Raw genomic sequence first — 14,069 nt, 5'->3', positions numbered from 1 at the left:
GTCTGGTAGATAAGCGTTGCCGCTATCGCAGGCAAGCCAGCTCCCACATTTGGACTGCGGCGCGTCAGGTAGATAAGCGTCGGCTGTCAGGCCGTCACGGGAGCAAGTACTCTCAGATAAAAAAACGCCGACGCTGGAAAAGCCGTCGGCGTTGAAACCTTGAAGGGGTTTTGGCTTACATCAGAACGCTGGCACCACCGCGCCGTTGTACTTCTTCTCTATGAAAGCTTTGACTTCCGGGCTGGTCAGGGCCTTGGCCAACTTCTGGATAGCATCGCTGTCCTTGTTGTCCGGGCGCGCCACCAGGAAGTTCACATATGGCGACTTCGCGTCTTCAATGATCAGCGCGTCCTTGGCCGGGTTCAGGCCAGCTTCCAGGGCGTAGTTGGTGTTGATCAGGTCGAGGTCAACCTGATCCAGCACCCGTGGCAACAGGGCCGACTCCAGCTCTTTGAACTTCAGGTTCTTCGGGTTGCTGGCGATGTCTTTCGGCGTAGCCAAGGCGTTGGTCGGGTCTTTAAGGGTGATCACACCGGCCTTTTGCAGCAGCAACAAGGCGCGGCCGCTGTTGGAGCCCTCGTTCGGAATCGCCACGGTGGCGCCGTCTTTCAGATCTTCGATTTTCTTGATCTTTTTCGAGTAGCCGCCGAAGGGTTCAACGTGCACGCCCACCACGGTAATCAGGTTGGTGCCCTTGCCCTTGTTGAAGTTTTCCAGGTACGGCAGAGTCTGGAAATAGTTGGCGTCCAGACGTTTCTCAGCGACTTGCACGTTCGGCTGCACGTAGTCAGTAAAGACTTTGATCTGCAGGTCCACACCTTCCTTGGCCAGGGTCGGCTTGATCAGCTCGAGGATTTCGGCGTGCGGGATCGGCGTAGCGGCCACCACCAGTTTCTCGTTGGCCTGGGCGAAGCCGGCAGTCAGGGCAGCCGCCAGAGCGGTAAACAACAGAACCTTTTTCATGCAATGTCCTTCTAACGACCGTTTTTATGTGAGGTGCCAGCGAAGTGCTATCGCGGCGTGGGAAGGACAATACCTAGATTTTTTATTCCCGAACAATATCTTTTATTCACGTTGATATTCCATTTTGCTCATACAGGAATTTACGCACCGATTCCTGCTCGGCTGGGCTGGCGCTGGCAAAAATTCGTCGTACTTGCTCCAGCGGTGAACCCGCCACCGGCAAGTTCAAATGCTCGGGCAAGATTTCATCGCCACTGCTCACCAACAAGGCAAAGTGAATGACGTTTTCCAGTTCACGGGTATTGCCCGGCCACGTGTGGCGTTCCAGCACCTGCTGGGCGGCGTCGCTGATCAGTGGCACCGGCAGGTCCAGGCGCTGGCTGTAGATGCCGAGGAAATACTCGGCCAGGGACAAGATATCCCCCACCCGCTCGCGCAACGCCGGCAGGTCCAACCGGCCCTCACTCAAATAACGGAACAGACGCTCGTGGAACTTACCGACGGCGACGGCCTGCGCCAGGTCGATGCTGGTGGCGGCCACCAGGCGCACATCCACCGGGCTCGGCTGATGGGCACCGACACGGGTGACTTCGTGGTTTTCCAGGGCCGCGAGCAATTTCACCTGGATCGGCAGCGGCAAGTCGCCAATCTCATCCAGGTACAAGGTGCCGCCATTGGCCGAGCCGAACCAGCCCGCCCGGCTGCTCGCCGCGCCACTGTGGCTACCGGCGGCATAGCCGAACAACTCGGCATCGGCATAGGTGGGGCTGATGGCGCCACAGTTGACCGAGACAAACAGGCCAGTGCGGTCACTGCCACGGTGGATGTGCCGCGCCAGCAACTCTTTACCGCTGCCGGTTTCACCGCGAATCAGTACGGGTAAGGCGCGCGGCGCAAGGCTTTCCAACTCTTCACGCAGTTGGCGTGAGCGTGGGTCAACGAACACCAGCGCCTTGGCGCGGATGCTCAACGGGCTTTTTTCAGCATCGGGAAAGGTCAGCAGCGGCTGGCCGAAGGTTTCATGCAGACTCATGGCAGGCTCCCGCCCTAATCCACACAGGGACGGGGCGTTGAAAAATATTAGGCGCTGCGCCTAGCGTGGTGCTCGAGGCGATGTTGCAGGCGGTAGAGGTAAGCAAACCCTTGCTCCCACCGCCGGTGGCCGGACTTCACATTGATATGCCCGGCACCCGAGAGGATGCCGGCTTCGGCGCCCCACAGGCGCGCCAGTTCCAGAGCCCTGTGGGCGCTCACGGCACTGTCGTTGTCGGAGCTGACCACCTGGCTGGGGAATGGCAACAAATCGGTGGGAATCGGTGCGAAGTTACGCAGGGCGGGCGCACATGCAGGGCGCTCGACATCCGCAGGGGCTACCAGCAATGCGCCGCGCACCTGCCGCAAGACCTGCACGGGAGCGGTAGCGGCCCAGTGGGCCACGGTAATGCAACCCAGGCTGTGGGCGATCAGGATGACCGGCGTACTATCGGCAGCGATGGCCTCAGCCAGCGCGGCGACCCAGTCCTCGCGACGGGGCGTCAGCCAATCGGCTTGCTCCACCCGCGCGCTGTTGGGCAAGCTGTTCTGCCAATGGGTTTGCCAATGATCTTCTGGCGATCCTTGCCAGCCCGGCACGATCAGATAACGAATCGACTCGCTGTGCATGGGTGTGCCCTCCTGCAGCGTTTAACGTTGCTGACCAGTATAGGGGCCGCTCAACAACCAAATAAGGAATAAAAAGGAATTTATTAATAACCATATGGAATTTATATTTTCCGAAATCTGTCAATGCTCAACCATCGCCCCCTCTTCACCCAGGTGCCAGGGGCGATAGCGACAGTGCAGACTGTCAGCCGGTGGATTCACGCAAGCCACTGCTAGTGGCTCGCCACGCTTTGCCGACTCAACGCGAATGATGCATGGAGTGCTCTGCGCCGATGGTGACGCCAAATTTATTACTCATTGGCATATAAAAATCGTGAACTTTCATGTAGTGTTTTGCATAATCCTGAGGCAATAAAAGACGCGCACTCATGAGTTCTGTAAGCTCATTAATGATCGGAAACATCCCATATTCTTCTTGCTCCAATACATCACCAAACATTTTCGGCCCGGTGACCTCGAATATCTTCGTTTCATACGCCTTATAAGCCTGCTGTTCTGCGGCGGTCGCCCCCTCCTCAAGGAAAGGTCGATGATTGGTAAACCAAGATTCGTTGGCTTTATACCGCTGATATGACTCCTCTAAAATCTTATCAAATAACGGATTGCCCGGATGACTTGCAAAATTGCTGGTATTAAACCCTTCAAAGTCTGTGGCTGCATAAGTCACTGGCGAGTTCAACAGAATATCATTGGCCGTGGCTTTCAGCGTGACCTCTCCCACGTTAAACTCTAATGTATCGTCCGTATCCAGGTAAATGCCACCGTATTTCTTCATCAAGGCCACGCGCATCACGTCCGATGATGCAGATAAATTCTGCCCTTGCCCTGAACGAAAATACTGATACATCTCCCCATACTTTCCAGCATTCAGCTCTTGAAAGGCTTCATCTTCCTTCAAGTTATGCACTTCAAGCCCACCGACTTTGTGATCCAGCGCCGCCTTTATTTTCTGGAACGTATCTGCATCATTGGCATCCACATGAACGATTGACTTATAACCAGGACTTTTTCTGGAATTTTCCACGATATTTTCGAGCAAGTGCTCTGGTATTTCATTACCCGCCCAAAAATAGTGGATCACCTTGGGCACTTCTGTCGCACCCGACGGCAGCGACGGCAACCGCGGTAGCTTGAGGGTCTTATTTATGATGGAAGCCGGGGTGTTTTTGCTTCCGACAACCGCTTCGGCCTTTGAACCCGCTTGCCATGCTCCTCGACCGTCACGCCAATAAAACAGGTCATTGACTTGACCATTTTCTCTAAGCCCGCGCCAAAGGCCTGCCTGTATGTCATACGTGACTTTCGTGCCGTATTGACCCACATAAACCATGTAGTCTTTAGAGAACATTTGATGGACACCGTCCATGGGAACCGTGAATTCGTCAAGGATCGCCGGTGTCGAAACGGGACTCATCGGGTACCCAATATGCCCGTTCACATGTCGTGGCGGGTTGAAGAACGGGCGGCCTTGTTCATTCACTTGAGCGGGCGCCTGGGCGGCGGCATCCACCTCTGTTGCCAGGCCACCGCCGGCCATCCGCCCGGTCACTTTCGCAAGCGGCGCCCCAGCATGTGTGGCTAATGGCGGTACAGCGTTCAACACCCCAAAAACGATACGGTCAGAGGCTGTCGCTTTACCTTTGACGGCATCGTCAATGCCGATACCTGCCTGGGTGGCGCCGGCAGCCAGGAAGAAAACATCCAGGGCTATTGCTACCTCCGGCATCACCAATGCCAGCGGCGTCATGAACATGGCGACCTTCGTGGCTTCCTCAACAAGCTGCAGGGCCTTGTTCTTGTTGTAGTCACCGTCACTGACAATCGCATTTTGCGCATCCGAATACGACCGCGCCTTTTGTCGAACCTTGATGGCTTCAAAAGGGTCGTTGCTTATCGGATCAACCGAAACGTAGCGCTCCGGCACCCAGCCGTTGAGCGTGCCAAGGATAGACCTCCCAGCCGCCTGATGATCAGACCAGGTGCCCATCCCCACCAAGGTTTGACGTACACCGTCCGAAAAAATCCTTTCGGCCTGGTCCTCCAGCGAAAAGTGCGACAACAAGGATTCGCGCTTTGCCGGATCACTGGCTTGCTTAGCCAGCCAATTGCTTATTTGTTGCGGGTTATCGAAACGATGTATGGGCGAGGAGTTGCCCGGGATGTAAAGCAATGTCAGCTGAGTTTTCCGGTCGGTCACGCACATCAAGTCGGTCGACTCAAACCCATTGATGCTCAGCAAGCCGATGTCCAGGTCCGGGTCCTTCACGGCAGCCTCTTTAAAGTCCTGGACCGTCAGCTCGGACCAATCCTTTTGCGCCACAGGCCCCAACGCACGCTGGGCGAGTGCCGTCTCGGCAGGGCCAAGGGTCCCTTCCAGGCGCTGCAGATTGATGGCTTTGACAAAGGAGATTTTACTCAATGCCGCATAAGAGTCGGTGTGTTTGTCCCAAAACCCATCCAGGGTTTTTTTATACATGCTGGTCCGGTCTGTATCCCAGACTAATGACTTGAAGCCATCTACCGGTATGGACACGCGAGTGTCGGCATTATACGGCGCATCGCCCGGTGCACTGGGTTCCCGATAAATACCTTGGCGACTGTTTGCTTCCTGCACCCAGCCGTCGATCTTGTTGTACACATACACCACTGGCGAAAAGTATTTGCCAATTTTTACAAACCAGTTTTCATTATCTTCAATCGTTACATCTTGCCTGTTTTTCAATGCCGCTTGTGTCAGGGTGATTTTTTCCACTACTTCCTTTTCATCTTCACTGTCACTTTTAAATGTCACCAGATAGGTCTTATCAGGGTCAACATCCACGCCCCATTGCTGTTTTATCTTTTCAGTTAAAGTGCTGGAAATTTCTTTTTCTGGCGTTACAAAGTCGGAGGAATGCTTGCTGATATAAGTTTCCAAATCCGCATTTTTCTTCAATACCGAGCTGACACCGCCTGGCACAGGCTTTGTTTGAGCACCCTGCAATACACTATTTTTTCTCTTATAATCAGCCAGCGAGGGCAAGATACAGGCCGATGGATGTTTGAGACCCGGCGCTCGATAGTTTGAAGATGCCATTACGGGAGGCTTTTCTTCAGGCTTTTCAACCTCTACAGGCGGATTAACGAACGTGCTCACCATTTGAACAGGAAACCGTATAGACATGTATTACTCCATTAATTAAATCACTCCATGCGCCGACCAGCATAAGCATGCTCCCGAAAATTGCACGCTCGCAAACATGTAAATTCTTTACCTATGCAACATCTGTAAATACGTAGCCTTTAAATAAAAAAAGGCCGCACCCTGCCAAGGAAAGCGGCCCAAAAACTGTCGAATTCTTTTGAAACTAACGCGCGGTGATCACCGACAACTTGGTAATCCCTGCGCGTTCGATCGAGGCCATGGCGCGCGCCACTTCGCCATAATTCACCCCGTCGTCCGCCTGCAGTTGCACCCGCACATCGGGGTCCTTGGCCTTGGCCGCCTGCAGGTTGAATTCCAGCAGGTCCGGCTCGATGGCGTCCTTGTTGATAAACACTTTGCCTGCGCCGTCGATGCTCACCACCAGCGGGTCTTTCTGCTCAACCGGCGCCACGGCCTGGGTCTTGGGCAGGTTGATCGGGATGGAGTTGGTCAACAGCGGCGCGGTGACGATGAACACCACCAGCAGCACCAGCATCACGTCCACCAGCGGCGTGACGTTGATCTCGCTCAGCACCTCATCGCTGTCTTGCGTGGAGAAGGCCATTCAGGACGCCTCCTTTACTTTCTGCGGGCTGCCGGCGCTGGCCTTGGCCAACGTCGGATGCAGCAGCACGCGGAACGCGTTTTTCTGCGCCAGGCTGTAGAAGTCGTGGGCAAAGTCATCCAGGTCTGCCGCCGTCAGCTTCAGGCGACGCAGGAAATAGTTGTAGACCAGCACCGCAGGCACCGCGACGGCGATCCCCACGCCGGTCGCGACCAACGCCGCCCCGATCGGGCCTGCCACGGTTTCCAGGCTGGCGGACCCGGCGGCGCTGATCCCCTTCAGCGCTTCCATGATGCCCCACACGGTGCCAAACAGGCCGATAAACGGCGAGGTGCTGCCGATGCTGGCGACCACGGCCAGGCCGGTTTCCAGGGAGCGACGCTCACGCACGATCTGCTGGCGCAGGGCGCGTTCGAGTCGGTCTTGATGGTTGATTGCCTGGCTCAAATCCGCAGCATGGCTGGCGTCACCCACCTGGATCGCCGCGTAACCGGCCTGGGCCACACGCGCAGCGGCGCCGGGCTGGGTTTCGGCAAGTTCTGCGGCAGCATCCAGGCTCGATGCCGCCCAGAACTGTTTGTGGAACTTGCGATCCTGGGCCTTGAGGCGACCGAACTGCACGCCCTTGAGCAAGGCCAGGCCCCAGGTAGCGACTGAAAAGGCCACCAGCAGCCAGATCACCGCGCTTTCGATGGATTCAAGTGGAGATGCCAATGCCATGATGTTTTCCCTCTGCGCCGCTGAATAATTAATGAATCTTGAAATCGATGGGCACGCTGACCCAGCCGTTCTGGGCCACATCGCCCTGCTTGGCCGGCACGAAACTCCAGCGTTTCACCGCCGCCAATGCCGCGTCATCCAACTGCTGGCGACCGCTGCTTTTTTGCACCTGGATCTCACCCGGTTTACCGCTGGCCAGCACCTGCACGCGCAGCAACACCGTGCCTTCCCAACCGCGACGCTGAGCCAGTGACGGGTATTCCGGCGCCGGGTTTTTCAGGTACGCGGCGTTGGCCGACGCGGGTGTCACCGGCGCGGGCGCCACGGGCACTGGCGCAGCGGCGGGTGCTGGCTTCGGTGGTGTTGGCACTGGTGGCGGCTCGACCGCTTTGGGTACAGGCTTGGGCGCAGGTTTAGGCGCGGGCTTGGGTTTGGGAACTGGTTTGGGTGGCGCCGGCTTGGCGGCCAACTCATCCACCACCGGCGGTGGTGGTGGCTCGACCACGGGCGGCGGTGCTGGCGGTGGCGGCTCAACCAGCGGCGGTGCCGGCTGGGAAAACTCGATGGTCATCGGCGGAATTTCCGGCGGCACAATCGGCAGCACCGGCGTGGGCTTCTGACTTACCCAATAGATCACCGCGCCATGCAAGGCCAACACCAGCAGCCCCAGCAGAATGCCTTCGCGGCGGCTGGAGAAACGCTTCGGAGTCTTTTGCAGACGCAATTGCCCCAACGGCGCGCGGTGCGGCCGGCCAAGGTCGACCAACTCACCACTCGGTGCCTGGCGCCACAGCGCCTCGTGTGCACTGGCGGCGGTCTGGACATTGCCCATTGATTCACTCCCTGCGGTTTTGAAAACCGACGGCCTGTATGCAGGGCCGTCTAGGGCTGAATCATCGGGGCGACACACTTATCTCTTAAAGTAATCTTTAAAGTTATACATAGATCAAAATTGAATAATCAGGACGACCATCCGGCGCCAGCCCGCGTCCGTCGTGGCCTGGCGCCCAGCGGCCATTTTTCGATGCTTTCAAGGCATGCAAAATATTCGGCAAAGGTATCGATCAGTGCGGGTTTCCAGCGCATAACGCGAGCAATTCACTCAGCAATGTCTGCCCTGCCGCACCGAGGCCACTGCGGCCATACAAGGCCAGTCGCACGCCGTGTACCGGCGGCAGGCCACTTTCCGGGCCGAGTATGCGATGGCCGGGTTGCAACACCCGCTCCGGCAATAAACTGATGCCCAAGCCTGCCGCCACCGCCGAACACACACTGGCCAGGCTGGCGCTGCAATAGCCGATGCGCCAACGCCAACCAGCACGCTCAAGATGGTGCAGCATGTCGTTGCGATACAGGCCGCCTACCGGAAAGGCCACCAGCGGCAGCGGGTCACGGCCCAGCGCCGGCGTGCTGAGGCTGTCGACCCAATACAAGGGCTCGGGCCACGACGCCACACAGTCGTCGCTGTCGCCCATCTGCTTGACCAGCAACACGTCAAACTCACCGCCCCGATACTGACGCTGCAATTCGGGGCCCAGCCCGCTGGTGACTTCCAATCGAACCCGTGGATAAGCCACGACGAACGCCGAGAGCAAAGGCATCAGGCGCTCGGCAGCAAAATCCTCCGGCACGCCAAGGCGCAATACGCCGTCGCTTTGCTGGTTGATCAGCACATCAGCGGCTTCTTCATGCAGCGCCAGGATGCGCCGGGCATAGGCGAGCAGACGTTCACCCTCAGTGGTGGGCACCACACGGCGCTGGTCGCGATCGAGCAACTGGCACGTCACCACGTCTTCCAGGCGGCGGATCTGCTGGCTGACGGTAGACTGGGTCAAATGCAGACGCTCGGCGGCGCGGGTGAAATTGCCGCAGTCCACCACGGCGACAAAGCTGCGCAACAACACGGGATCGAACACACTCATCACCATTGCGTTTGCCACTGGTTGGCATGGTTATATTTAATTTCAGCATACCTTGGCGCCTCGCCATACTCATCCCCCCTTTGCCCACCCGGACCCTGCCTTCCATGACGCTGAACACGACACTCGCCGGACGACTTGCCGGCTGGGGCCTGCTGGTGGTGCTTGGCCTGAACCTGCGCCCCATCCTCAGTTCCATCAGCCCGCTGCTCGGCGAGATTCGCCAGGCCACCGGCCTGAGCTTTCAGAGCAGCGCCCTGCTCACCAGCCTGCCGGTGATCTGCATGGGGTTGGTGGCACTGGTCGGCGTGCGCGTGGAGGCGCGCCTGGGCGAGCGTCGCGGCATCGCCCTGGGCTTGTTGATGATTCTGCTGGCGTGCCTGGCGCGCTGGCTGATGGGCCAGGCTTCGGCACTGCTGGTGACCGCGCTGCTCGGCGGCGCGGGCGTGGCGCTGATCCAGGCGCTGGTGCCGGCGATGATCAAGCGCGAATTCCATCACCGTGTGCCGGTGGCAATGGGGGTGTACTCGGCCTCACTGATGGCCGGCGGTGGGCTGGCGGCGCTGCTCAGCCCGGTGGTGGCCACGCACTTTCAGCAATGGCAGGCGGGATTGGGTGTGTGGCTCCTGCCGGCGCTGGGGGCGTTGCTGCTATGGGCCTGGCTGCCGCTGGGCGCGGCGCGAAACCCACAGCAGGCGCCTGCGTTCAAGGGCTTGCGCAACCGCCGCGCCTGGCTGCTGGCGCTGTATTTCGGCCTGGTCAATTGCGGCTATATGAGCATGGTCGCGTGGCTGCCCGCCTACTATCAGCAACTGGGCTGGGGCGTGCTGCCCAGCGGTTCATTGCTGGCGTTCATGACGATTTTTCAGGTGACTGCCGCCCTGCTGATGCCGGTGCTGGCGCAACGCGGTATCGACCGTCGTCCATTGCTCAGCATCAGCCTGTTGGCGCAAACCATTGGCTACCTGGGCCTGATCATTGCGCCGCAGGAATATCCTCACCTATGGGTGGCCTTGTGCGGCTTCGGCCTGGGCGCCTGTTTCGCCCTGAGCCTGCTGCTGACCCTCGACCACCATCGCGACCCCCGCCAAGCCGGGCAACTGGCGGCGTTCGTGCAAGGCGTGGGCTTTTTGATCAATGCGATTTCGCCATGGCTGACCGGCTGGCTGCGCGAGCTTACCGGCCACTTTGTCAGTGCCTGGGTGGTGCTGACGGTGACGGCGGTGGCGATGCTGCTGGTGACGCGGGTGTTCAGCCCGGCCACCTATCGCACTGATCTAGAAGTCGTAGCGCCCAGTCACGCCTAGGGTACGCGGCGTGCCCAGCAGGCCCTCGTAACCGCCGTTACCGCCGGTCCACAGGGTGGTGTAGTAGGTTTTGTCGAAGGCGTTTTTCAGCCACAGCGACACATCCCACTGCCCTTGGTCATAGTCGCCGCGCAAACCGGTCGACAGGTTGACCACCGCATACGCCGGGATCTGCCCGTAGTCGGAATCTTCCACCGTGCCCACCGCCTTGGAACGGAACGCGTAGCTGGCGGTGACGTAGGGTTCGAAGCCGTTCGCCAGGTTCCACTTGTACTCGCCGTTGGCGTTGGCGATCCACTTGGAGGCGCCCACCACCTGATGGCCGCTCAAGTCGCAAGACGCCGGCGCACCGGGGCGCAGGCTGGTTTCCGGCGGGCATGGTGCATCCTTGTAAGACAGGTACGTCACGTCATTGAAGGAGCCGTTGATGTTCAGGGTCAGGCCCTTGATCGGCACCAGGGTGCTTTCCACTTCCACGCCCCGCGAGCGCACCGAGCCGGCGTTGGTCAGGTACTGCACGCGGTTGTCCTGGTCGTAGGCGTTGGTCTGGTAGCCGTTGACCTGGGTCCAAAAGAGGTTGGCATTGAGCTGCAGGCGGCGGTCCCACAACGTGCTCTTGAAGCCCAGCTCGGCGTTGTTGGCGCGCTCGGTGCCGATCAGCAACGAGTCGGCTCCGGCTGTTGGCGCAGACCCCACCGCCAGGTTCACACCACCGGACTTCTCGCCATGGGACAGCGTCGCGTAGCCCAGCAGGTTTTCATTGAAGTGATAACTGAGGTTGAGCAGCCCCGACGGCGTGGCGCTGTATTGCGACAGGTCGCCCGAATCATAGGCCCCGGTACGCCCACGCCGCGCCGTGGCGGCAGCCCCGCTGACCGCCGCGCCACCGACCGGCGCATTGCGCGTGACCCAGGCGCTTTTCTCTTCGTAGGTGCCGCGCACACCGGCGGTGAAATCCAGGCGCTCGGTCAGGTGCCAGGTGCCTTGGGCGAACAACGCGAAGCTGTCAGTGCGGATGTGCCCGTTGCCCACACTGCTCACGTTGCTCAACGCACCGGCGGGCGTGCCGTTCCAGATATCAGCCTTGGGCCCGTAGTAGGCAAAGGATTTGTTATCCAGGTCGGAGCCGAAGTAGTAAGCGCCGAGTACGTAATCGAAGAAACCACCGCTGGGCGACGCCAGGCGAAACTCCTGGGACCACTGCTTATCTTCCACCGAAACCCCGGCGTTATACGACGCTGGTACGTTGAGGCCGTCATCGTTGCGCGGGGTGAAATTCCACCAGCGGTACGAACTCACCGAGGTCAGGGTGAAGTCGCTGGGCAGCGTCCAGTTGGCTTCCAGCGAGGTACCGCCCTGGAACACCGTGACATGCTGGTCGTTGTCCAGGTTGACCTTGCGATGAGTGCCGTCCACCAAAGTTGCGCCCGCCGCGTTGGCGCGGGATTCATACAGGTTGGTGCCATTAATGGTCGGCCCGGTGCTGTACAGCACGCGGGTGCCGGCGCTGGAGTCTTCTTCGTTGTAGTCGCCGATCCAGCGCAGGTTGAAGGCTTCGTTGGGCTTGTACAACAGTTGCCCACGAAAGCCCTGGCGTGAGCCGCCGTTCAAATCATGGCCGTCGTGTTCATTCTTGATGTCGCCGTCGCTGCGCGTGCGATAGGCCGAGAAACGCCCTGCCAGCTCATCGGTCAGGGGGCCGGAAATCGTGCCCTTGGTCTGGAAATAACCGTCCTCGCCCAGGGAGGTTTCGATACTGCGCTCCGGGGTAAAACTCGGCGCGCGGGTGCTGATATTGATCACGCCAGCGGTGGTGTTCTTGCCGAACAACGTACCCTGGGGACCGCGCAAAACCTCAAGCTGCTCGATGTCCATCAGGTCGAACACCGCCATGCCCGGGCGCCCCAGGTAGACGTTGTCGATATACAGCCCCACGCTGCCTTCCAGGCCATCGCTGGCCGGGTTGTTGCCCAGGCCGCGGATCGACACGCTGGACTGGCGCGCATGCATATAGGCGACGTTGACGCTGGGCACCAGTTGCTGCAAATCCTGGATGCGGTACACCCGCTGGGTTTCCAGGGCCTGGCCGCCGACCACGCTCATGGGCGTCGGCACCGCCTGGGCACTTTCGGTCCGCCGCCGGGCAGTGACCGTGACAGTTTCCAGTTGGCCACTGGCGCTTTCGCCCTTGCCGGCAGGCGCGGGGTTTTCAGCGGCCTGGGCCGGCGACCAACTGGTACTGCCGGCCACCAACATCGCCAGGGGCAAGGACTTGAACAGACTCATAAGCGGCTCCAGAACCCCGGAATACTCGTCGCCTCATATTCCTAAAGGTTATTTATTTATGTTTTTGCGAACATTTACTGCATAAGAGATAGCCTTTATAAGGAGTCGACGTAATGCATAGCCAATGCATTTCCCGGATATTTTTGATGTGAAAAATGCATATCGACTTGCGCCAGCTTCGCCACTTCATCGCCCTCGCCGAACAGCGCAGTTTCGTCGCGGCAGCCGCGGCGGTGAACCTGTCGCAGTCGGCGTTCAGCCGCAGCATCCAGGCCCTGGAACACAGTGCCGGCTGCCAACTGGTGGACCGTGGCCGCAAAGACCTGGCGCCCACCAAGCAAGGCCAGGTGCTGCTCGAGCACGCACGGCGCCTGGTCAGCGGCGCACAACAACTGGCCAACGAAATCAGCCAGTTCAACGGCCTGGAAGCCGGTGAACTGCGCTTCGGTTGCGGCCCGGCGCCGGCAGCTGGGTTAGTCCCACGTGCCATCGGCAGTTTTATCGGGCGCTATCCCAAGGCCCGCGTGCAGTTCCAGGTGGACGACTGGCAAAGCCTGAGCAAGCGCCTGCTCAGCGAAGAGTTCGAATTCTTCGTCGCCGACACCCGCCACTTCGAAGCCAACCCCGACTACCACACCCACCGCCTGCGCCCGCGCCGTTGGCACTTCTGCTGCCGCGCCGGCCACCCCTTGGCAGCGCACAACAGCGTCAGCGCCGCCGAGCTGATGAGCTACCCGCTGGCAGTGACCATCCGCCCGCCGAACCTGCGCAAAGTCATCGTCGACCTTAGCGGCCGGCCGGATTACCAGCCCAATGTGGAATGCGAAAACGGCTACAGCCTGATGGGCGTGGTACTGCGCTCGGACGCCATCGGCATCGTCAGCGCCAACAGCGACGTGCTGCACATGGCGCGGGGTGAGTTGGTGTGTTTGCAGATTGAGGGATTGGACGAAAACCTGGAGGAGCGCTACACCCGCTACGGGATCGTCAGCCGCGCAGGGTATCGGTTGTCGCCGCTGGCGCAGGCGATGATTGAGCAGATCAAGGAGATTGATGAGTTGGATGAGGAAGTGTGCGCACTGGAAAATGTTGCCATCTGATGAAGCGTCATCACGGCATTGCTATTTACACAACCTGTGGGCTGCAGCAGCAAGGTAACCACGATGCGAAGCGAGTCGCTCTTGATCTGCTCTTGATCTGCTTTTGATCTGCTTTTGATTTTGATCTCAGGCGCCCCGTTAAACCACGCTGGCCGGAATTCGACAGGGATTTGGGGGGTAAACCGGCAGGGATGCCAGTTTAGCCGCCCCGCGCCATGGATGGCGCGTGGCGGCGGCCCCCCAAATCACTGGCGGATTACGGGCACACCGAGCCCAAGCGAGGTGCCGAGTGGTGGGGCAAGAGCCCTTTGGTTACTTTGGGCTGGGCCGGCATTCCGGCTTTTCCAAAGTGACCCGCCGTCA

11 protein-coding genes are annotated in these 14,069 nt (G+C 59.3%); 2 read left to right on the top strand and 9 right to left on the bottom strand.

The window, feature by feature from the left end; genetic code table 11:
* Nucleotides 1-180: 180 nt before the first annotated feature.
* The 8 genes from A7K61_RS28115 to A7K61_RS28080 all read right to left on the bottom strand — a co-directional run bounded on the left by A7K61_RS28115 (nucleotide 181) and on the right by A7K61_RS28080 (nucleotide 9,010).
* Nucleotides 181-963 (bottom strand): MetQ/NlpA family ABC transporter substrate-binding protein, encoded by a 783-nt coding sequence (locus tag A7K61_RS28115; protein WP_003187613.1) that lies wholly within the window; start codon nucleotides 961-963, stop codon nucleotides 181-183.
* Nucleotides 964-1,069: 106 nt separating this feature from the next.
* Nucleotides 1,070-1,996, bottom strand: a complete 927-nt coding sequence (locus A7K61_RS28110; protein ID WP_069558823.1) for a sigma 54-interacting transcriptional regulator — start codon at nucleotides 1,994-1,996, stop codon at nucleotides 1,070-1,072.
* A 47-nt stretch (nucleotides 1,997-2,043) separates the two neighbouring features.
* Entirely contained in the window at nucleotides 2,044-2,625 is a 582-nt protein-coding gene (locus tag A7K61_RS28105) for an alpha/beta hydrolase (RefSeq protein ID WP_069558822.1), read from the bottom strand.
* Nucleotides 2,626-2,863: 238 nt separating this feature from the next.
* Nucleotides 2,864-5,788 carry a glycosyltransferase family 32 protein gene (locus tag A7K61_RS28100; protein ID WP_083263133.1) on the bottom strand — a complete coding sequence of 975 codons (2,925 nt, stop codon included), beginning with the start codon at nucleotides 5,786-5,788 and terminating at the stop codon, nucleotides 2,864-2,866.
* Nucleotides 5,789-5,972: 184 nt separating this feature from the next.
* A complete protein-coding gene (locus A7K61_RS28095; protein WP_032894164.1) occupies nucleotides 5,973-6,374 on the bottom strand; it encodes a biopolymer transporter ExbD in 402 nt (133 codons plus the stop codon).
* The gene (locus A7K61_RS28090; protein WP_102047798.1) at nucleotides 6,375-7,097 is read right to left on the bottom strand and encodes a MotA/TolQ/ExbB proton channel family protein; all 723 of its coding nucleotides are present in this window, start codon (nucleotides 7,095-7,097) and stop codon (nucleotides 6,375-6,377) included.
* Between the two features lie 25 nt (nucleotides 7,098-7,122).
* Entirely contained in the window at nucleotides 7,123-7,926 is an 804-nt protein-coding gene (locus A7K61_RS28085; protein ID WP_069558821.1) for an energy transducer TonB, read from the bottom strand.
* A 232-nt stretch (nucleotides 7,927-8,158) separates the two neighbouring features.
* On the bottom strand, nucleotides 8,159-9,010 hold the full coding sequence (locus A7K61_RS28080; RefSeq protein ID WP_044274954.1) for a LysR family transcriptional regulator: 852 nt from the start codon (nucleotides 9,008-9,010) through the stop codon (nucleotides 8,159-8,161).
* 110 nt (nucleotides 9,011-9,120) lie between these two features.
* On the opposite strand from A7K61_RS28080, the gene A7K61_RS28075 reads away from it, so the two are divergent.
* Entirely contained in the window at nucleotides 9,121-10,320 is a 1,200-nt protein-coding gene (locus tag A7K61_RS28075) for a CynX/NimT family MFS transporter (protein ID WP_044274948.1), read from the top strand.
* Here A7K61_RS28075 and A7K61_RS28070 read toward each other — a convergent pair.
* Nucleotides 10,291-12,606, bottom strand: coding sequence for a TonB-dependent receptor (locus A7K61_RS28070; protein WP_069558820.1), 2,316 nt, complete (start codon nucleotides 12,604-12,606; stop codon nucleotides 10,291-10,293). The two genes, A7K61_RS28075 and A7K61_RS28070, sit on opposite strands and share 30 nt — an antisense overlap.
* 155 nt (nucleotides 12,607-12,761) lie before the next feature.
* Between A7K61_RS28070 and A7K61_RS28065 the strand changes: the two genes are divergently transcribed.
* Nucleotides 12,762-13,706, top strand: a complete 945-nt coding sequence (locus tag A7K61_RS28065) for a LysR family transcriptional regulator (RefSeq protein ID WP_069558819.1) — start codon at nucleotides 12,762-12,764, stop codon at nucleotides 13,704-13,706.
* The last annotated feature ends 363 nt before the right edge of the window (nucleotides 13,707-14,069 follow it).

Source organism: Pseudomonas sp. AP42 (genome assembly GCF_001728935.1).
GTDB classification, from domain to species: Bacteria; Pseudomonadota; Gammaproteobacteria; order Pseudomonadales; family Pseudomonadaceae; genus Aquipseudomonas; species Aquipseudomonas lactis.
Note: the sequence above shows the minus strand (reverse complement) of the source record. Positions and strands in the feature narration are given on the sequence as shown.